18 protein-coding genes are annotated in these 20,194 nt (G+C 50.2%); 13 read left to right on the forward strand and 5 right to left on the reverse strand.

Features of this window, described 5'->3' with window-relative positions:
* Positions 1 to 479: 479 nt before the first annotated feature.
* Together H8S18_RS10525 and H8S18_RS10530 are read right to left on the reverse strand one after the other, a co-directional pair.
* The gene (locus H8S18_RS10525; protein ID WP_186858222.1) at positions 480 to 650 is read right to left on the reverse strand and encodes a DUF362 domain-containing protein; all 171 of its coding nucleotides are present in this window, start codon (positions 648 to 650) and stop codon (positions 480 to 482) included.
* 69 nt (positions 651 to 719) lie between these two features.
* Complete coding sequence (locus H8S18_RS10530) at positions 720 to 1,970, reverse strand: oxidoreductase (RefSeq protein WP_186858223.1); 1,251 nt, start codon at positions 1,968 to 1,970, stop codon at positions 720 to 722.
* Between the two features lie 367 nt (positions 1,971 to 2,337).
* On the opposite strand from H8S18_RS10530, the gene H8S18_RS10535 reads away from it, so the two are divergent.
* The 8 genes from H8S18_RS10535 (at position 2,338) to yfcE (ending at position 11,850) form a co-directional block, all read left to right on the forward strand.
* Positions 2,338 to 3,213 carry a LuxR C-terminal-related transcriptional regulator gene (locus tag H8S18_RS10535; RefSeq protein WP_186858224.1) on the forward strand — a complete coding sequence of 292 codons (876 nt, stop codon included), beginning with the start codon at positions 2,338 to 2,340 and terminating at the stop codon, positions 3,211 to 3,213.
* Positions 3,214 to 3,419: 206 nt separating this feature from the next.
* Positions 3,420 to 4,823 carry a tRNA lysidine(34) synthetase TilS gene (gene tilS, locus H8S18_RS10540; protein WP_186858225.1) on the forward strand — a complete coding sequence of 468 codons (1,404 nt, stop codon included), beginning with the start codon at positions 3,420 to 3,422 and terminating at the stop codon, positions 4,821 to 4,823.
* A 2-nt stretch (positions 4,824 to 4,825) separates the two neighbouring features.
* Positions 4,826 to 5,374 (forward strand): hypoxanthine phosphoribosyltransferase, encoded by a 549-nt coding sequence (gene hpt / locus H8S18_RS10545; protein WP_186858226.1) that lies wholly within the window; start codon positions 4,826 to 4,828, stop codon positions 5,372 to 5,374.
* A gap of 476 nt (positions 5,375 to 5,850) precedes the next feature.
* On the forward strand, positions 5,851 to 7,854 hold the full coding sequence (gene ftsH / locus H8S18_RS10550; protein WP_186858227.1) for an ATP-dependent zinc metalloprotease FtsH: 2,004 nt from the start codon (positions 5,851 to 5,853) through the stop codon (positions 7,852 to 7,854).
* Positions 7,855 to 7,955: 101 nt separating this feature from the next.
* On the forward strand, positions 7,956 to 8,786 hold the full coding sequence (locus H8S18_RS10555) for a PHP domain-containing protein (RefSeq protein ID WP_186858228.1): 831 nt from the start codon (positions 7,956 to 7,958) through the stop codon (positions 8,784 to 8,786).
* A 74-nt stretch (positions 8,787 to 8,860) separates the two neighbouring features.
* Positions 8,861 to 9,862: a ribose-phosphate diphosphokinase gene (locus H8S18_RS10560; RefSeq protein WP_186858229.1), complete on the forward strand. Its 1,002-nt coding sequence runs from the start codon at positions 8,861 to 8,863 to the stop codon at positions 9,860 to 9,862.
* 78 nt (positions 9,863 to 9,940) lie between these two features.
* The gene (locus tag H8S18_RS10565; protein WP_186858230.1) at positions 9,941 to 11,239 is read left to right on the forward strand and encodes a hypothetical protein; all 1,299 of its coding nucleotides are present in this window, start codon (positions 9,941 to 9,943) and stop codon (positions 11,237 to 11,239) included.
* A gap of 62 nt (positions 11,240 to 11,301) precedes the next feature.
* Entirely contained in the window at positions 11,302 to 11,850 is a 549-nt protein-coding gene (yfcE, locus tag H8S18_RS10570) for a phosphodiesterase (RefSeq protein ID WP_186858231.1), read from the forward strand.
* A gap of 803 nt (positions 11,851 to 12,653) precedes the next feature.
* Here the strand turns inward: yfcE and H8S18_RS15120 are convergent.
* On the reverse strand, positions 12,654 to 12,827 hold the full coding sequence (locus H8S18_RS15120; protein ID WP_186858232.1) for a ribbon-helix-helix domain-containing protein: 174 nt from the start codon (positions 12,825 to 12,827) through the stop codon (positions 12,654 to 12,656).
* A 112-nt stretch (positions 12,828 to 12,939) separates the two neighbouring features.
* On the opposite strand from H8S18_RS15120, the gene H8S18_RS10580 reads away from it, so the two are divergent.
* The gene (locus H8S18_RS10580) at positions 12,940 to 13,206 is read left to right on the forward strand and encodes a DUF6809 family protein (protein WP_186858233.1); all 267 of its coding nucleotides are present in this window, start codon (positions 12,940 to 12,942) and stop codon (positions 13,204 to 13,206) included.
* 70 nt (positions 13,207 to 13,276) lie between these two features.
* Here H8S18_RS10580 and H8S18_RS10585 read toward each other — a convergent pair whose 3' ends face one another.
* On the reverse strand, positions 13,277 to 14,764 hold the full coding sequence (locus tag H8S18_RS10585; protein WP_186858234.1) for a phosphohexomutase domain-containing protein: 1,488 nt from the start codon (positions 14,762 to 14,764) through the stop codon (positions 13,277 to 13,279).
* A gap of 369 nt (positions 14,765 to 15,133) precedes the next feature.
* On the opposite strand from H8S18_RS10585, the gene mreB reads away from it, so the two are divergent.
* The 3 genes from mreB (at position 15,134) to H8S18_RS10600 (ending at position 18,710) form a co-directional block, all read left to right on the forward strand.
* A complete protein-coding gene (gene mreB / locus H8S18_RS10590) occupies positions 15,134 to 16,183 on the forward strand; it encodes a rod shape-determining protein (protein ID WP_066522428.1) in 1,050 nt (349 codons plus the stop codon).
* A 160-nt stretch (positions 16,184 to 16,343) separates the two neighbouring features.
* Entirely contained in the window at positions 16,344 to 17,429 is a 1,086-nt protein-coding gene (locus H8S18_RS10595) for an LCP family protein (RefSeq protein ID WP_186858235.1), read from the forward strand.
* 192 nt (positions 17,430 to 17,621) lie between these two features.
* On the forward strand, positions 17,622 to 18,710 hold the full coding sequence (locus H8S18_RS10600) for an LCP family protein (RefSeq protein ID WP_186858236.1): 1,089 nt from the start codon (positions 17,622 to 17,624) through the stop codon (positions 18,708 to 18,710).
* Positions 18,711 to 18,776: 66 nt separating this feature from the next.
* Here H8S18_RS10600 and H8S18_RS10605 read toward each other — a convergent pair whose 3' ends face one another.
* Positions 18,777 to 19,502, reverse strand: a complete 726-nt coding sequence (locus H8S18_RS10605; protein WP_186858237.1) for a tRNA 2-thiocytidine biosynthesis TtcA family protein — start codon at positions 19,500 to 19,502, stop codon at positions 18,777 to 18,779.
* A gap of 104 nt (positions 19,503 to 19,606) precedes the next feature.
* Between H8S18_RS10605 and H8S18_RS10610 the strand changes: the two genes are divergently transcribed.
* The gene (locus H8S18_RS10610) at positions 19,607 to 20,083 is read left to right on the forward strand and encodes a COG2426 family protein (RefSeq protein WP_186858238.1); all 477 of its coding nucleotides are present in this window, start codon (positions 19,607 to 19,609) and stop codon (positions 20,081 to 20,083) included.
* Positions 20,084 to 20,194: the final 111 nt, after the last annotated feature.

Genomic DNA, 20,194 nt, shown 5'->3' on the forward strand with positions numbered 1-20,194 from the left:
ACAGCCGCGCATTCCGCGTGCGGTAAAACCGCGAACTCAAAAAAGCGTCCAGCAGCGAATTCGATGGAATTTTCCAGACAAGCTCATAATGCATTTTATTCCATTTATGATATGATGACGGACTCCACCGCGGGCGCGCTAAACCACAGCGGACCGGGCAGCGCATATTGCGGCGCGGTAGACAGGGAACGTTAGTTCCCATTCGGAAAGGAACGGGAAGGCTGGTATTTGCCGGGGGCCGCCAAACGGGCTGTGGAGATAAAACACGTCGTGTAGCTGCCGGAAAGACTTGATCCGGAAAAGCGGATACATGCTCGTGGGTCCGGCTGCTTTGGCTTTGCCGTCTGGCCTGCACAGACTTGCCCAAGCCCCGAACCTTCTGCAACAAAAAACAGGCGAGTGCTTGCGCGCTTGCCTGTTTTTTCCTTTCGGGCTGTTCTTAGAAAGACAGCCTCTTTTCTTTAGGGTTTTCCCATTTCTTATTCGGGATATGCCGCGTGGGTTGGGCATTCGATTTCACATGCATAACAATCGATGCATTTATCCCTGTCGATCTCCATATGCTTTTCGCCTTCGTGAATCGCGTGCACAGGGCACAATTTTACGCATCTTCCGCAGTTGATGCAATCGTCGTCTATTGTTCTTGCCATAATATTGCCACCTTTCTGCTTAGTATAGACCGTTCCATATTTCTCCTGCTGCCGGTTTTCGTTCCGGGATCAGGTGTGTTTTGCTTTCAGCTTTCCTTCCTCTTTGATCATCTTGACATACTCTTCCGTGAAGTGCGGGTCATATGTTGCGCAGCCTACGTGATGCTGGCGGATCAGGAATTCCACGCAATGATCGCACAGCGTGCACCAGTGGATATCTTTTTCGTTTCCTTCCATCATCTTTTTCGGGAGGTACGGATCTGCAAACGCCTGGCGGCCGATTGCGATCGCGTCTACAATACCTTCTTTGATATTCTTATTGCCCCAGAAACGCAGGTTGTTCTTTTCAGGCTTTACCGCACAGAAAGGCTGCTTGCCGTCGCGGTAAATGCTGTACGCGGAACCGATTACGGCCGTTTCCGGCTTCAGGGCATCGCGGCAGACCTTCTGGAAATAGAAGTGCATGTAAGCATAATCGGGCGTCCTCCTGTCGGGATGCGCAAGGTCAAGCGTGTGGGACGGGGAACCTGCGGACTGGAGGATATAGCTTGCGCCGTGTGCCTCGAGCTGCTTTACAAGGTCGATCGACTCGGTCAGATCCATCAATGCGGTATCCGGGCCCGCCGTACCTACGCCGCCTGGGAAGCCTTCATAAACAGAGATTTTGGAGCCCAGTACGAAGTTTTCGTCCGGGATCGCGGCACGCGTGCGGTCGTAAATATCAATCGCAAACTGCCTTCTGTTTTCCCAGCTTCCGCCGTATTTCCAGTTGTCTTTGTTGAACGGACGAAGGATCTGGCTGCCGAGATAGCCGTGGCAGAGCTTCAGGTCAACGCCGTCTGCGCCGACTTCGTAAGCGTACTTAGAGCCGAGTACATAATCCTTGATAACCTGCTCGATCTCATCTTCGCGTACCAGCTTGGCGTCCTCATATCCCGGGAGCGGTTCTTCCGTTACGCGGATGCGCTGCGAATATACGTTGTTGCTGATTTCGCCGGAATGTGTGATCTGGAAAAAGATCAGCGTATCGGGATTGATCTCTTTTAAGTGGGCGATGAATTTTTTCAGCGCCGGCAGGTTATGTTCTTTGATTGAGAGCTGGTTTCTTCTGGCAATGTAATCATATTGGGGCGTGATTGCCTCCAATATCACGAGACCCGCCTGGCCTTTAAAATAATCCTCATAACGTTTGTAGGTCGCTGGGCTCGGGTCGCCGTTGTCGAGCGCGTCGCAGCATTCCATTGCGTTCAGCACGATGCGGTTTGACGCTGTTCTTGTACCGATTTTTATCGGTGTAAACAACAATTCTTTTTCTTCCATTCTTAAACACCCTCCATATTTAGTTATTGCGTTTTGAAAATGTAAAAACCCCTCGATACTGCTATCATAAACCTGTGGAGACGATCCTACAATCCCGGAAAAATCCATTGTTTATACTAGTGCAAAACTGGTATTTTGATTGACTTTTGCCTGGGAGCGGCCTATACTGAAACCATGATGGTTCCCGCGGCACAAGCCTTGCGGCTGAATGGCCGCACCTGAAGCGCCAGGCTGCACATAATTGGGCCGCATTGGTGAAGCGTGCCGAAAGCGGGGGCATGCGGGCGGGCCGATACGGCTGGGAACCGTATTCTGCGCCACATCCGGCGTAGAAAATATTGATGTATGATGTATGGGGAAACAATAAATGGCTGAAAGCACAGAATGGGTATTCAAGCCCGATGTACCAACCGCAATCTCCGCCGATACGGAGGACGAATTCCTGTCCAATACGGAGCTTTACGAAGCGGTCCTTTCCAGCATTCAGGACGGTATCAGCGTTTTGAAGCCGGATTTTAAAATTATTTATGTCAATAAGTCTATGCTGCACTGGTATCCGGGCGAAGACAATGTGCTCGGCCAGAAATGCTATGAGGTGTTTCACGGACGCACAGAGCCATGTGTCTGCTGCCCCACGATCCGTGCCATCCGTACCGCCGCGCCGCAGATGGATCTCGTGCCGTATACGACGGACGGCAAGGATTCCGGGTGGCAGAAGCTGTATGCGGTTCCTGTCCTTGACAAAAACGGCCATGTCGTGTTAATCATTGAGTATATTCGGGATATCACCTTCCAGAAGCGCGTGGAGACCAATATGAACGAACTGGCGGAGCTGTACGAAAACCTGGAAGCGCAAAACGATATGCTGATGGAAATCCTGAATCAGAGGGAACGCTACAAGGAAGACTTGGAACAGACCATTACGCAGAATGTGGAAAAATATATCCGGCCGTCCCTCAACTACCTGAAAAAAAGCGTTAAGGAGCGTGACCTGAATATTGTGGCAGGACTGATAGACGAGATCGTCTATCCCATTACAAAAAAGCGCCCGTCCGTGTTCGACCGGCTCAGCCCGCGCGAATTGCAGGTATGCACGATGATAAAGGAGGGGTATACCAGTAAGGAGATCGCCGATACATTGTTTATTACAAAAAAAACGGTGGATTACCACCGCAGCAGCATCCGCAAAAAGCTGGGGCTTCAAAGCGAAAACCTGCGCGTCTACCTGGAGACGCATTTATAAAGAATCAGCCGGGGAAAAATGCGCCGTGCCGTAGCGGTATAGTATCGGAAACGAAATATTCTTTGCATCCGTCCGCCTGATTCATATTGCGTTCATGTGTGCGCAGTATAATAATATTAACAAAATATTCACGCGAAATCCCTGCGCTTAGAGGTTGTAAAGTAGGGCGCTTCAGTATATTATATATACTAGGGAAAAAATTTGATATGGAAGAACGAGTGAGGGACTTTATAACAGAAAACGGGCTGATCGGCCTCGGGCAGACTGTTGGCGCGGCGGTTTCCGGCGGGCCGGACTCCATGGCGCTTCTTGCCTGCCTTCAGTCCCTTGCGCCGTTTTTTTCGTGCTCCGTGGCATGCGTGCATTTCGAACACGGCATCCGCGGGCAGGAATCCCTTGATGACGCGGATTTTGTAAGCCGCTTTTGTGAAGAAAACGGCATCCCGTTTTATATGGGCGCCGCAGATGTGCCCGCGCTTGCAAAAGAATGGGGACTGAGCGAAGAGACAGCCGCAAAACGTGCGCGGGAGACCTATTTCAATACGCTCGTTGAAAACGAAGATGTCGACGTAATTGCGACAGGGCATCACTCGGGCGACAATGCGGAAAGCGTACTCATGCATATCCTGCGCGGCAGCGGTATAGACGGCCTCAAAGGTATCTCCGTGCGAAACGGGAATTTTATTCGACCGCTTTTGTGCGTATCGCGTGACGATGTGATGGAATATGTGCAGGAAAAGAGTCTTCCCTACGTGCAAGACGGCACGAATAAAAATGCGGCCTATACCCGCAATTTTGTTCGCAATGTATTATTGCCGCAGATTCGGGAGCGGATTAATCCCGACGTATCAGGCGCCCTCAACCGCCTGAGCGGAATCGCCGGGGAAGATTCGGCGTTTATCTTTGGCGAAGCGGAGCGCATATTCCCGGAATGTGCCGCGCAAAAAGACGATCGTGTGAAGATTGACATTGAACGCTTCCTCGCGCTTTCACCGGCAGTGGCCTACCGGGTGGTCAAGATTGCCTGCGCGAAGCTTTTTGTCACGCAGGACATTGAGAACGTGCATATAGGCGCGGTTATGCGCCTGGCCAAGAAAAACAGAACGGGCACGCGGGCTAATCTTGCGGGAGGGCTCTGCGCAGAAGTGGAATATGGGTCGCTGGTGATCCGCTTTGCAGCCCGCCGGGTTGATTATAGCTTTTGTAGTATGTTTGATATCGAGGCGAAAAATGAAACGCCGTTTGGGGATTATATCGAATGCGAGCAAGTGGAAGCCTGTGATTTCAGCAATCAGGATCCTTATACGGCCTATGTTGACCGCGATAAACTGCCCGCGCATTTTATGTTCCGCACGCGCTATACGGGCGACCGTATCGCGCCGCTCGGCAGCTGCGGAAGCAAAAAATTGAAGGATTACTTTATCGATAAAAAGCTTACGCGGGAAGAGCGGGAAAAAACGCCGCTTCTTGCGGACGGCAACCGCATCATTTGGGCGGTAGGCCATGTGATCGGGGATGATTACAAGGTGGACGACACAACAAAACGCATTCTGCGGATGAACTATATCCGCTGCGGCAATAAAGAAGAAATTGATGGGGGAGAAAGCTGAATATGCAGCATTATGTGGAACGGGACGTTGAAAGGGTACTGCTTTCAAAAGAGCAGATTGAGGCGCGCGTAAAAGAGCTCGGTGAACAGATTTCGAACGACTATGAAGGGAAGGACCTGATTGCGGTGGGAATCCTGCGGGGGAGCGTGGTATTCTTTTCCGACCTGATGCGCCAGGTGAAAATTCCGATGGAAATTGATTTTATGGCTGTTTCGAGCTACGGCAAGGGCAGCACATCCACGGGCAGTGTGCAAATCAAGTATGACATGCAGGAGGATATCCGTGGGAAACATCTTTTGATTATTGAAGATATCATTGATTCAGGATGGACGCTGCATAACCTGACAGAGCAGCTCCGGGGACGGCAGCCAGAAAGCATCAATATTTGCTGCCTGCTGAACAAGCCGGACCGCCGCGAAGTGGAGGTGCCGGTTAAATATATCGGATTCGATATCCCGGATGAATTCGTAGTCGGCTATGGGCTCGATTATGCATCGAAATACAGGAATTACGAGCATGTCGGCGTGCTCAAGCGTTCTATTTACGAATGAACTGTAAGCGGTTTGAATTCCGCAAAAAGTAGGTAATAATATAAGGTAAAGCAGTGCAGTAGCTATCTATAGCGCCGCGTGGTACGTGGCGGGAAAAATAGATGCTGCAAAACCGCTTTTTATGTGCAGGTACGGGCAGCGGAACCTTAGTGGCAAGCAGCAGAGGGGTTTGATGCACGGGCACAAGAAAGCGGTGTGGGGGCCGAACGGCAAGGCGTTCGTCCGCAGGGCGGACCCGGGCGAGAGGGCAAAGAAAACAGTATATTAAAAAGCTTCTGCCGTTTTAGCGATTGCCGGTTAAAAAGGCGTAAAAGAAGCACCCGGCGAAGCTCGATGAGCTTTCAGGGAAAGCAGGCGGGAGGCGGATGCGCAGGTACAGCAAAGCGCAGCCGGCAAACCAAAGCCATGCAGAACAGAAACAACCGAACTTCTGCCCATAAGGCAAAAGGCGGGTTGTGACGAAGGAGGATAGAAATTTGGGCAAATTTTTCAGAGGGCCGTTGATCTATATTATCATTATCGTAGTAATCATATTGGCGGCGCAATTTCTGGGCAGTCCGCAGCAGACGACGGTGGACGAGCTGCAGTATTCAGAGTTCCTGCAAAAGGTGCAGGAAGACGGTGTGAAAGACATCGCAATCCAGGAGCGTACGCTTGTAGGGCGGTATAAAGATTCAGAGATACCGGACGAGGCGTTCCCGGAACAGAAATATGATTTTTCAACGACAATTCCTGCGTCTATCCAGCAGTTCAATCAGGATATGGCGGCAGTTACCGGAAGTACAAACCCGGAAGAGTATGGTTTCAAGCTGAATTATGTTCCTACGCCGGAACCGAATTTCTTTGTACAGCTGTTGCCGTACCTGATTCCGATTGTACTTTTGCTGGTGCTTTGGGTTGTGCTGATGCGGCGCGCGCAAGGCGGCGCGGGCGGCACAGGCGGCGCAATGGCGTTTGGCAAGAGCAAGGCGCGTATGACAGACGGTGGCGATACCAACAAAACGTTCGCTGATGTTGCGGGCGCGGATGAGGAAAAAGAAGAACTTGTCGAGATCGTGCAGTTCCTGAAAAATCCGGCGAGGTTTAAAGAACTGGGTGCGCGCATTCCCAAGGGCGTGCTTTTGGTTGGCCCTCCCGGCGGCGGTAAAACATTGCTTGCAAAGGCGGTCGCGGGCGAGGCGAAGGTTCCCTTTTTCTCGATCAGCGGTTCCGACTTTGTGGAAATGTTTGTCGGCGTGGGCGCGTCCCGCGTACGCGATTTATTTGAGAATGCAAAGAAAAATGCTCCCTGCATCGTGTTTATCGATGAAATTGACGCAGTAGGACGTCAAAGGGGCGCGGGCCTCGGCGGCGGGCACGACGAGCGTGAGCAGACGCTTAACCAGTTGCTCGTGGAAATGGACGGATTTGAGGTCAACGAAGGAATCATTGTGATGGCGGCGACGAACCGCCGTGATATCCTTGACCCGGCACTGCTGCGCGCAGGACGTTTCGACAGGCAGATCACGGTAAATTATCCGGACGTTAAGGGCCGGGAAGAAATCCTTAAAGTACATGCCAAGGGCAAGCCGTTCGAGGCGGAAGTGGACTTTAAGGTAATCGCGCGGCGGACACCGGGCTTCATTGGCGCGGATCTTGAGAACGTGCTGAATGAAGCGGCGATCCTTGCGGCGCGGCGCAGGAAAAAGAAAATCGGTATGAGCGAAATCGAAGAATCGATTACGCGTGTCATCGCCGGGCCGGAGAAGAAGAGCCGTGTGATGACCGAGGACGACAGGCGCTGTACCGCCTATCACGAGGTGGGCCATGCCATTCTCGCGCACGTGCTTCCAAAGTGCGATCCGGTGCATGAGGTATCGATCATTCCGCGTGGTATGGCGGCAGGCTATACCATGACATTGCCCGAGGAAGATAAGCAGCATGTATTCAAGTCCCGCTTGATGGATGAAATCACCATGATGCTGGGCGGCCGCGTTGCGGAATCGCTTACGCTGAAAGATATTTCCACAGGCGCGATCAACGACCTGCAGCGCGCGACAGAGACGGCAAAGGATATGGTCACAAAATACGGCATGAGCGACGAGCTCGGCCCGGTGTTCCTTGCGTCCGGCCACGAAGTGTTCCTTGGTAAGGATTTTGGGCAGACGCCCGAATATTCCGAAAGCACATCCGCGCGCATCGATGCAGAAGTAACACGCATTATTGAAAGCGCGTATGCCAAGGCAACGGATATCCTCAGCAAAAATCTGCGTAAAGTTGTCAACATTGGCGAAGTGCTGATGCGCAAGGAAAAGTTGACCGGCGAGGAATTCCAACGGTTGTTTGACGACGAAAATCCGGTTGACGATCCCGATTCCTGGGAGATCGAGGAAAAGAAAACCGAAAAAGAGCCGGAATGGATCGCGCCGCCTGAGCAGCCTGTGGATGCGGAAGCGGTGGAAACCATTATTGTAGAACCTCCCAAACCGGAAGAAGAATAAACTATAAAAAGCGGCTGGGCCTAAGGGCGCAAGGCGGCGATGAAATGAATGGATAACGGAAGGCGCGATATACCGCGCCTTCCGTGACTATGGAGCAAAAGATGATTGATTTACATATGCACTCGACAGCGTCCGACGGAACGGATACGCCCAAAGAGATTATTACAAAATGCCGGAAGCTGGGGCTGAAACTTTCCGCCATTACCGATCACGATACGATGGATTCCCAGCCCGAGGCAATTTCTACGGCAAAGGAGCTGAAGGTCAGGTATCTGGCAGGCGTGGAATTTTCTGTGCGGCATACGGGAGAGCTTCACATCCTTGGCTATGGAATGGACACGGAGAATAAGGAACTGATCGCATTGATGGATGATTTGCGCGGCTCGCGCGTTGAGCGTGTACACGAGATCATCAGGGTTGTGCAAGAGCATGGCATGAAAATTGATTTCGAGGATGTGGAGCGCTGCGCGAAAGGAAACACCCTCGGGCGTCCGCATGTGGCGCTGGCGTTGATCGAGAAGGGATATGCGAGCGATTTGCAGGATGCTTTCACGCGTTACCTGAATGAAGAGGGAAGCTGTTATGTGCAGCGCAGAAAATTAAATCCGCAGCAGGCCATTGAAATGATCCTCAAAACGGGAGGGATCCCCGTGCTTGCGCACCCAAAGTTCGTACGAACGGATGATATCGAGATGCTCACAGCGGAGTTGAAACGCATTGGGCTCGGAGGTATTGAAGCTTACTATCCGGCGCATTCGAACGCCGATGTAGAGCGGTATCTGGGAATTGCAAAACGGCACGGACTTCTTGTGACGGAAGGCAGCGACTACCACGGCGCAATGCGCTCGTATGCGGCAATCGCATGCGAAAAGCGGACGGGTCCGTATCTCGATGAGTCGATTAAAATTTTAACCGAAAAATATGCAATATGATTGAAAAGGAGCCGGGCGGGTGCTATAATCAGTAATAGGTATTAAAACGATTTCGACAAGGATGGTAGGTATTTATGCTGAACGGAAACCCGGACATAAAAATTTTTGCCGGCTCATCAGGGGTTGCTTTCGCCAAGAAAATGTGCGCCTATCTCGGGGCAGATTTAGGAGCGTCGGAAGTAATTCACTTCTCCGATGGAAATATTTTTATACGTATCAAGGAAACGGTACGAGACAAAGACGTGTATGTAGTGCTCCCTATTGGTTTGGATCCCAACAACGAATTAGTGGAGCTTTTATTTTGGATGGATTCGTTCAAGCGTGCGAGTGCAAGCTCTGTTACGGCCATCATTCCGTATTTCGGATATGCCAAAGGCGATAAGAAGGACGAGCCAAGGGTTTCTATCCGCGCGCGCGTATGCGCAGACTGCCTTGAGACGGCAGGTGCGGACAGGGTAATCACCATGGATCTGCACAGCGCCCAGGTGCAGGGCTTCTTTAAAATTCCGGTGGATCACTTGCTTTCCCTGCCCATCCTGTGCGAATATATCAAGGGCATGGACATTATGGAAGACCTTGTAGTCGTTTCGCCGGACGCGGGCTTTGCTAAAACGGCGAGAAAGTATGCGGATTATCTGAAACTGCCCGTTGCCATTGGCGATAAGACGCGCACTGACCATGATGAGAACGCGCATATCCTGGAATTAATTGGCAATGTGGAAGGCAAGAATTGCATGATCGTAGACGATTTCTCCATTTCCGGAGGTACGCTCGTCGATGTGGCGCATATGCTGAAAGCGCGCGGCGCAAAGCGTATTGTCGCGGTGCTGGGGCATATTATGCTGCGGGAAAAGGGCGTGAAGGCGATCAATGAAAGCCCGATTGAGACGGTCATTTCCACAGACAGCGTGGAAAATCCATTTATCATCGGCCAGAAAAAATTCCAAACAGTTTCCGTTGCGCCGCTCTTCGCGGAAGCGGTTTACAGGATCCATGAACGCGAGTCAGTCAGCACGCTGTTTTCTACTGTACCGCAAAAATTAAAAGACGACCTCAAGGAGTCCTGCGGAAAGTAACCGGCATTATAAAATAACCCTGCCTTGTTGTAGCATCTATGATAAGACAGGGGATTTTTTTAGATCGAGAGGAATTGTATGAAAAAATATACCAAATTAATGGGAATCATTGTGGTTCTGGCCCTCGTGCTGGCGATGTTGATGCCGATGGCGGCATTTGCGGAAGGCGAGACCGCAGAACCTACGGAAACGGCGACGCAGGAACCCACGCAAGAGCCAACCCAGGAACCGACGCCGGAGCCGACGCAAGAACCAACTCAGGAACCCACGCAGGCTCCTACGCAGCGGCCGACACAGGCGCCGACACAAGCCCCAACCCCGGCGCCGACGCCGGATGCGTCTCCTTCGCCGACAGAGACGCCGGACGACAGTCAGAATTATGTCAACCTGACAATGTATATCTACGATAACGGCGCGGTTGCTTCCGGTTATACGGTGAAAGTGGATAACCTTTCCCAAACGAGCAACAAAGAAGGCATGGTAACATTTCCGGGCGTAACAGTGGAAAGCCATAATGTGACGATTGTGGGCAAAGATGGAAAAGAGAGCGTAGGCCGTATCATGCTTTCACGCGGGGACCAGACAGCCATTCAGGAAGTGGCGATGGGCGGAAAGTACGATATCTCTATTGCAAGCGGCGCGCAAAACCTGTATATGTCCGTTGTATTCATGTCGGAAGAAGCGCTACAGATTACGGCGGTGGGGGAGCGCAAAACGCCTGCCCCTGAAGCAACGGCGACAGCTTCTGCGGGAATTGCAGGGGCAATTCAGTTTACGGCTGATTTTGTGGACGCGGCGGGCAATGAAGTAGCCGGTGTGGGCGTACAGATCAATCAGGGAGATACGGCGCTTACTTCCGGCGTAACCGACAGCAAGGGGCGCTTTGTATTCAACCAAGGGGGAATTGGAGCCTATCAGTGGGGCTTTCTTGCACCCGGAGCGTCTGTAGAGCAGGGGAAGATCCTGAATATAGAAGTGCAGCAGGGAGCGACTACAAAAATTGTTTCCGCAGATGGGGATTCCTATGTGGTGCAAACGCCTGGAACGTCAAAGGACCTGTATCTGAAATTCGAACAGAATGGAGACAATTTTACTTTAAAAGAAGTTTCGGACCAGGTGCCGGGCGGAATCAGTTCCCTTATGCTGGGCATCATCATGGTGATTGTAATCATCGTGGTTGTGATTGTGATTATTACCGTCATTCGGCATAATAAAAAGAAAAAGAAAAAAATTGAAAAAATTTATAACGAACCACGCGGACGCGAACGCGAGTTTGAGCTGGAAGACGATGAAAAGGATGACGGAGACAACAGGCAGCCCCCGCGTCCGAGGCAAACGGGCGGCGCCAATAAAATGGGCGACAGGAGCAGGTTATAACCAAGGGATAAATGGAATGCGGCGCAGGGATGCGCCGCATTCTTTCATCGGGAGGGAAGCAAATGAAATTATTAATTGCATCGGATATTCATGGGTCGGCGCACTATTGCGCACAGCTTCTGGAGGCCGGCAGGCGGGAAGCGGCGGAACGGATGCTCCTGCTTGGCGATCTATTATACCACGGACCCCGCAACGGTCTGCCGGATGGTTACGCACCCAAAGAAGTGCTTGCAATGCTCAATGGCGTCAAAGAGAATATCCTATGCGTGCGTGGCAACTGTGAGGCGGAAGTTGACCAGATGGTGCTCGATTTCCCAGTCATGGCGGATTACGGTGTGTTCTTTTTTGATGGGTTTACGGTTTATGCAACGCACGGGCACGTATGGAATGAGGAAAACCTGCCGCCCTTAAGGCAGGGTGATATCCTGCTTTGCGGGCATACGCACGTTCCAAAATATACGGATCACGGGACTTACGTGTATATGAACCCCGGGTCTGTCTCTATTCCCAAAGAAGGAAGCGCACACAGCTATCTGGTCTATGAAAACGGTATTTTTCTCTGGAAGGATCTCACGGGAAAACCCTACATGGAATATCAAAAACAGGCGTAAGTATGTTTTTGGTTCCGGCCGCCGGCGTAAGCCGGCTTTTGGGTGGAAGAAACGTGGCGCATGAAAACGCATTCATGCGGATGTGCGAAAAGAACCGCACGGCAGCGCTTGTTTTCTTGATTAGCATAGAGACTATTCTCGCCTTTGGGTGGGAGAAACCCTATACAGGGAGGTATCAAAAATAAAAATTCACCGCTTTATTAGCTCATGTACTTTTTCTATCTGAAAAAGTACCAAAAAGATCTTTTGCGACCGACGTCGCACGTCGCAACATGCCCTTTTGCTCGTTTCGCCCTTCGGGCGAAAGCATCGCTTTTCGGGCGGTTACTCCTTTCCCCCCGAAACCCATTTCATTGGGCTTTCGCGGGGCCCCCTGTAATATCCGCCGCAACCGTTGCGGCGGTTATAAAGTAAAAAGTTCAGCTTTGTTTGTTCAACATTGTAGAAAGATGCCGTTTTGGTTTTTGCTGTGTAATGGCTATTGAGGAGCCCCTGCACGAGCCCTGCGCAGCGGGTCGCACGGGGAGAAGGAAGAACCGTCCGCCGGATGAACCTGCCTGCGCAGCAGGTAGGCGAGCTCAAGGACGAGTTCCGACGATGGGCGGCAAGAGCTTTTTTTGGTTCTTCTTTGGCGATCCTAAAAAAAACATGAACCCCTGAGGGGAGCCTCAATCAAAGTTCCTGTACTACTTTGCATAGCGTATTTCCTACCCAAAGGCAAGAAGAAGCACTTAGTAAATTAGAAAAATAAAAATTCCCTTCCGATTGGAAGGGAATATTGATTTAATAAGAAAAAATTGTCGTTATTTAGCGCTATTTTTTGGGCCGTACTTTTTCAACAAATCATCAATAGCTTCATCTAATAGTTTAGATTTCGGAATACGTGTCCTTTTAGATAACTCATCAAACAAAGGAACTAATTCATTCCTTAAAGAGGATGTAAACCGTTTTCTATTTTTTAAGTATGGTATGGCCATATTTCCTCCGCAAAGATATTGTTTATATTCAAATTTTATAATAAGCACTATATAAAAACAACTAGTTGCATATAGTGACTATATAGTATATATTGTGTATGGAGGGTTTGCTATGCAGGATATTATAATGGATTTATATTGGAATTGGTTGCAGGACAACCGGATCATGCCCGGCTCGGAGTATGCAAAAATACAGGGGATCCTGGCGGAAACGGAAGAAAAAATTTGCGAAAAATTTAAAAACGAACCGTTGCTCGATACCCTTCTTGAGGCGCAGCAAAATCTCAACCGGGTGATTGAAGAGGAAGCGTTTGCGGGAGGGTTCCGGATTGGCGCAAAACTGATGCTTGAGATCATAAGTAAAAGTAGCGCGGTTTGAGAAACCGCCGCAAGAAAAGACGGCTTAAAGCCGTCTTTTCCTATGGTTGCTTATTTTTTTGTTAACAGTGTTATTTCAGATAGTTTTCAATGGGGGACAGGTCAAGCTTGTCATATCCTTTCAGGAATGAGAACAGCTTTTCCGTAATAATCCGCGCGCCGCCCCGTTCATCGCTTTCCACATTAACGGGAATCAGCGGGTCGTGCAGCGAAAGACGTACAAGGAACCAGCCGTTGCCGTTTGCTTCATCAAAGGAAATGCGGATGCCCTCATGGTTATCGGGCGCAATATTAAATTCCGGCTGCTGTTTTGCATAGGCCTCCAGCGCGGCAATCATGTCGTTGCCGTACGCTTTAAAGTCATCGACGCCGATATTCAGGCGGAACTCCTCGCTTTCAAGCGGTTCCTTAAGGTCGGCAATCAGGTCGGAGATCGTGTGGCCTTGCTTTTTCAGCTTGGCCATCTCAATCAGCAGGCGCGTCACAAGGTATGCTCCGTCGTCGAGAAAATAATTTTCCTTGAGTGCCGCGTGCCCCGACGTCTCGATGGCAAGCTGGGAATCGGTTCCGCTTTCGTTCAGGCGGATCGACTCGTTGATTACATTTTTATAGCCGCGCTTAAAGCGGTGGTGTACGCCGCCATGGCCGGCGATAAATTCCGCAAGCCCGCTTGACGTAATGGAATCCGTTACAATAGTCGTTCCCGGGAATTCTTTTAAGAGGATTGCTGAAATCGCCGCGATCAGACGGTTTTTATTGAGCACACTGCCCCCTTTATCCACAGCTCCCGCACGGTCTACATCCGTATCGAAGATAATACCGAAATCAGCCCCCGTATTCACCACGGCGTCCACAATACTTTTCATCGCTTCCTTATTTTCGGGGTTCGGGATATGGTTGGGAAAAGTTCCATCCGGGTTTAAGAACTGGCTGCCTTCGGTATCCGCGCCGAGAGGCGCGAGCACCTTGTCTACATAAAACCCGCCTGCGCCGTTGCCTGCGTCTACGATGATTTTAAAGCCTTCGAATGGCTTTTCTTCCCCGGTGGCCCCCTTGATTTTATCCACAAGGATCCCGGCGTATACGCTCATGAAATCCGCTTCAGAAACGCTGCCCTTTGCCGGACCGGAAGAATCGATATCTGCCGCGATACGGATCAGCTCCGCGATATCGCTTTTTTCAAGTCCGCCGTCCCTGGTGAAAAATTTAAGGCCGTTGCGGTTCATGGGCAGGTGGCTGGCCGTTACCATCACCGCACCGTCGCACAGGAAACCCTCGGTCACTGTTGTCATAAACATTGCCGGAGTGGAAGCCATGCCGCAGTCAACGACGTCCGCGCCCATCGCCGTAAATCCCTCGATGCATGCCTGCCTGAGGGCCGGGCCGGTAACACGGGAATCCATACCGATTGCAATTTTCGGGTTTGCCATACCGCGCGAGGCAAGCCATTTGGCAAAGGCCGCCGCAAGGTCGCACGCCGCCTGCTCCGTGAGGTTCGCATCGTCGCCCAAAGCGACTCCGCGTATATCGCTGCCATTTTGCAGTTTCTGATAATCCATATTCCTACCACTCTTTCTTATTGATTTTTAACAAGATACCTTTATTGTAACGGGAAAAGAAATGATGTTCAAGTAGAAGAGAGTGTGGGAAAGAGGATTTTTGGCTGTGGGAATCGGGAAGAAAACGCATCTTTGAAAATAAAAAGGATTTTGGTCAAACAGGATGTATTTTAAATAAAGAACAGAACACTGGAAGAATCCGTCTAAAGCGCTAAAATATGACGTTTTCGTAACAAAACAGTTGAAAAAAAAACTGCAATGTATTATCATATATGATATGTAGGCTCATAGTAGTTTTTTATGTGTACGTCTGTGTGCAGGGAAAAACCGGCTAGAGCCAGTAATCGAGAAGAGAGGCTTCGATGAATAATGGGTTTATTCGGAAATTATAATGATATAGGAATTGACCTTGGTACGGCGACAGTCCTTGTTTATGTCAGGGGCAAGGGAATCGTGCTGCGTGAGCCTTCGGTGGTCGCGGTAGACCGGCTTTCGGGCCGTATGCTTGCGATCGGCGAGGAAGCGCGTATCATGCTTGGCCGTACGCCGGGCAACATTGTGGCGGTTCGTCCGCTGCGCGAAGGGGTCATTTCCAACTTCCACGATACGGAAAGAATGCTTCGTTATTTCCTGCGCAAGGTAATCGGCAAACGGCTGTTCTTTAAGCCGCGCGTCGTCGTGTGCGTACCTTCAGGCGTAACAGAAGTGGAAAAGAGGTCTGTCATTGAGGCGACTGAAGAAGCGGGCGCGCGCCATACCTGCCTGATCGAAGAACCGATCGCGGCGGCAATCGGCGCTGGGATAGACATCGGCGCGCCTCAGGGCAATATGGTGCTTGACATCGGCGGCGGTACGGCGGATATGGCCGTTATTTCGCTTGGCGGTGCGGTAATCAGCGATTCCATTAAGATCGCGGGCGATACCTTTGACGAATATATTTCAAGGTATATCAAGAAAAAATATAATATGCTGATCGGTGAACGGACAGCCGAAGAAATTAAGATCAATATCGGCAGCGCGTTCCCGAGAAAAGAAGAAGCTTATATGGAAGTAACTGGCCGCAACCTGATTTCCGGCCTGCCGAAAACAATTACGATCAGTTCAAATGAAACAATCGAGGCCATGCAGGAACCGTTGAACCGCATCATGGAGACAATGCACAGCGTGCTCGAACGTACGCCGCCGGAACTCACTGCGGATATTGCGGAAAACGGCATTTGTATGACGGGCGGCGGCTCCCTTTTATACGGGCTTGACCGGCTGCTTACAGAGCGCACTAAGATTCCGTGCTATGTTGCGGAGGATGCCGTTTCGTGCGTTGCGATCGGTACTGGCAAGGCTCTTGAGAGCATCGACGTATACAGTGCGGGCGCTGTATACGATTACCGCCGGGGCGATTATTATAACCAGGGGTATTGAGTGAAATAAAAACAGGAGTTGCCCTCCGGCGGAGGGCAACTTTTCTTGTATCGGCGGCGGATTTTTTAATTTTTTGTAAACATTGCGAAAAAGCTGCGCCAGACGGAAAAAAATGAATTAGTATAGAACCTATCAAGAACGAACTGAAGGAGAAGGGGTTTTGAACCAACAGGTAAAGAGGACCAACCACCACAAAAAAATCAAAGGATTGCTGGTTGCGTTGATTGTACTTATTATTGCAGCCGTTTTTATCTTCGCGTCCCTTTATGGGACGTACCAGAACCTGAGGGCGAATCCGATTGCGGCGTTCAATACGGCGGCGCCGCAGGCCGCGGAGACGGACGCCATCAATTTTGATAAAAATGCAGATGTCAAGACTGTGACGATAGAAGGAAAAGAATATACCGTAAATCCGAACGTCATCACCGTACTGATGCTGGGCATCGATTCAGACGGCAGTGCGGCAAAAACAGCGCAGGGCGAGCGCAGCGACATGATGCTGCTATGCACTGTGAACCTGGAAGAAGGACAGGAAAGCATTACGCTGACCTCCCTTCCACGCGATACGCGCACCACAGTGCATAATGTAGATAAGGACACGGGGAAAATTCTCGATAAAAGCTGGATTACAAAGCTGAATCATGCCTATAATATCGGCGGGATGACGAAGGGCTACGGTGCGGAAAACGCGATGCGCGCGACGGAAGACCTGATTGAGTGCGATGGACAGTTAAGCATTCCCATCCAATACTATATCTCGATCGACCTCGAGCATCTTTCGGACCTTGCCGATGCGCTCGGCGGGGTAGAGGTGACGCTTGACCAGGATTATCCGGACATTGGCAGCGAAGGCGACGTGGTAAACCTGCAGGGTAATGATGTGCGCCTGTATTTGCAGAACCGCAAGCAGATGGATGACGGCGAGATGGACCGCCAGCGCCACGAGCAGAATTTTATGATGGCAATTGCCAAAAAGATTAAGGAAATGGGCGCGGTACAGTCTGCATCCAAATTGTTCACCCAGCTTCAGGATGTAGTGCACATGAATCTTTCGCTCGACCAGGTAGTCGCCATGGCGGGTGTGCTCGACAAGGTTTCACTCGACGATATCGAGCATTCCGTGATGGAGCAGGGGGATTATGAAAATGCGTATGACGAATATATGGGGCAGGATCTGAACTTTTACATGATGGACGAGCAAGAACTGATGGATAAGATGATCGGCATGTATTACACGCCCGCATGACATGGAAACAAAATGATACAAAGATGATGCAAGGGCCGCATAGAATGATTATGCGGCCCTTATTTTATGGAGAGCGATATTGTTAAATTTTTGTTAAAATGCAAAAAAAAATTTCATTTCATGAAAAAAAGGATTATGATAGATAAGGCTGAGTTACAAATGGAATGAGAACAAATTTGGAGGGGAAAGACCTTGAATCATCATAAAAAGATCAAAGCCCTGCTTGCGGTTTTGATTGTGCTTGTCATTTGCGCGAGCGGAGTAGGATACGCATTGATCGATACGTATTCCGGGCTGAAGGAAAATCCGATGGCGGCGTTTGTATCTGCCGGGCCGGATGAGGTGAAACCGAAGGAGGAAGGATCCATCCTCACTGGGGATACGCCGGCGGAAACAATTCGGATAGACGGCCAAACATACCAGAAAAATGCGAATACGATCAGCATCCTTATGCTGGGCGTTGACTGGGACGGCACGGAAGTAAAAGATGCGACAGGCGCGCGTACAGATATGCTGATGCTGTGCACAATGGATGTACAGAATAACCAAATTACCTTTACGTCAATCCCGCGCGATACGCGCACCAAGGTGCATTATGCGGATAGCAAAACAGGCGAGATTAAAGACGACACCATGGTCACAAAAATCAATCACGCATATGTAGTGGCGGGAGGAAATGACCCGGAGAAGCACGGAGCAGATAATTCCATGCTTGCGGTAAAGGATCTCATCGAATGCGACGGCCAGCTTGATATCCCGGTGGACTATTATGTATCTATTGACCTGGAACACCTGTCCGATCTTGCGGAAGCGCTCGGCGGGATAGAGGTGACGCTCGACCAGGATTATCCAGATATTGGAAGCAAGGGAGAGACCATTCACCTGGAAGGAAACAATGTGCGCCTGTATTTGCAGAACAGGAAACAGATGGTCGGCGGTGAAATGGACCGCCAGCGCCACGAACAGGATTTCATGATGGCACTTGCCAAAAAAATCAAAAATATGGGCGCTGTACAGGCGGCTACCAAGTTGTTTCCACAGCTTGCCAATAATGTAATCCAGACGAACCTGAACCTCGACCAGATCGTCGCTATGGCGGGCGTGCTCGATAAGATCGGTTCTATTGATGAAATTAAGATGGATACGTTCGAGGAAACGGACGAGAGCTGGCAAAAGTTCCCGGATCCGCTTGTCAGTAATCCGCCGGAGCTCGATTATTTCGTAATGGACGAGGATGAGCTTTTGGGCAAAATGCTTGACCTGTACTACATAGCGCAATAACTAGCGCCAAAAACAAAAGCCGCGGAATAAGCGGCTTTTTTGTGGAATTTGGTTCCGCAAGAAAGCCTAAAACTCCCAGTCCTTATCCCACAAATTGTAGGTATCCGCCGTCTTGATTGCATTGAGCATGTTGTCGGCCGCGCCGGAGTACAGCGTATTCAAATAGTCCACAATCTCTTTTGCCTGTTCGCGCTTGGTGGAGAAGTCAATCGGGCAGGGATTTTTTGCAATGGGAATGTCCTGCCTTTTTACCGCGGAAACAATATCCTTCTCCCGCAGGAACACAAACGGGCGAATAAGCGTGATATCCCTGCGTGAAAGATAAGATTTGGGCGAGAAGGTATTCATGCGGCCTTCATACATCAGGCTCATAAGCAGCGTCTCGATTACGTCGTCGCCGTGATGCGCGAACGCGGCCTTGGTACAGGCAAGCTCCTTTGCCTTTTCGTAAAAAGCCCCTTTGCGCATTTTGGCGCATAGGGAACAGGGGTTTTTTTCTTTACGGATACCAAACACGATTTCTGAAATATTTGTCTTCAGTATATGCAGGGAAATGCCAAGAGTATCCGCGTATTTTTGCATAACGTCCGTGGCATAGTTCCCAAACCCGAGATCAACGGTAATGGCCAGTAAATCATAGTCTTTTTTCGCGTAATTTTGGTATAAATGAAGCGCGTACAGCAGCAGCATTGAATCTTTTCCGCCGGACAGCCCGACGGCAACGCGGTCTCCTGGGGCAATCATGGAAAAGCGTTCGTCCGCCCTGCGCAGTGCGCCCAATATTTTTCTCATCGGCAAAAATCCTTAATAGTTTCTAAACAAGCTTTGCATTTCATTGAAATTATACCACAGATATAGTATCATTGGTGTTGATTTTGTGGAAAAGGGGTAATTTTATGGTTCCTGCAAGCAGTCTTTGGACCGTATTCGGCACATCCATCCTGCCGATTATAGAGCTCAAGGGGGCGATTCCGCTTGGCCTCGGGCTGGGCGTACCGTTCTGGACAACCTATTTTATTGCGCTTTTAGGCTCATGCCTTCCCGCGCCGTTCATTGTATTTTTTATTGAAAAGATCATTCGGTGGATGCAGGGGAGCAAAGTAAAGCTATTCAACCGTTTTGCCAACTGGCTGATGGGAAAGGTGGATAAACACAAAGGAAACATTGAAAAATACGGCTATCTCGGCGTATTTATTTTTGTCGCTATCCCTCTTCCGGGAACGGGCGTGTGGACGGGATCCCTTATTGCGAGCGTGCTTGGATTAAAACCTGCCAAGGCAATCCCGCTGGTGATTCTTGGAAATTGTGTTGCCGGCTTTATTATGCTCATGCTGTCGAGCATTTTTTTCCCAGGTATGGTGCCATGGGCGTAAGATTCGGAAAAGGCAGAAAGCAGGGGGCAATCTTAGCCCCCTGCTTTATACTTTTCCCGCCTGCAAAATTGGTAAATGAATATAAATTTTCAAAAGAAGAGAGAAAAAAAC

This window comes from Christensenella tenuis, from assembly GCF_014287795.1.
In the GTDB taxonomy this organism is placed as follows: domain Bacteria; phylum Bacillota; class Clostridia; order Christensenellales; family Christensenellaceae; genus Christensenella; species Christensenella tenuis.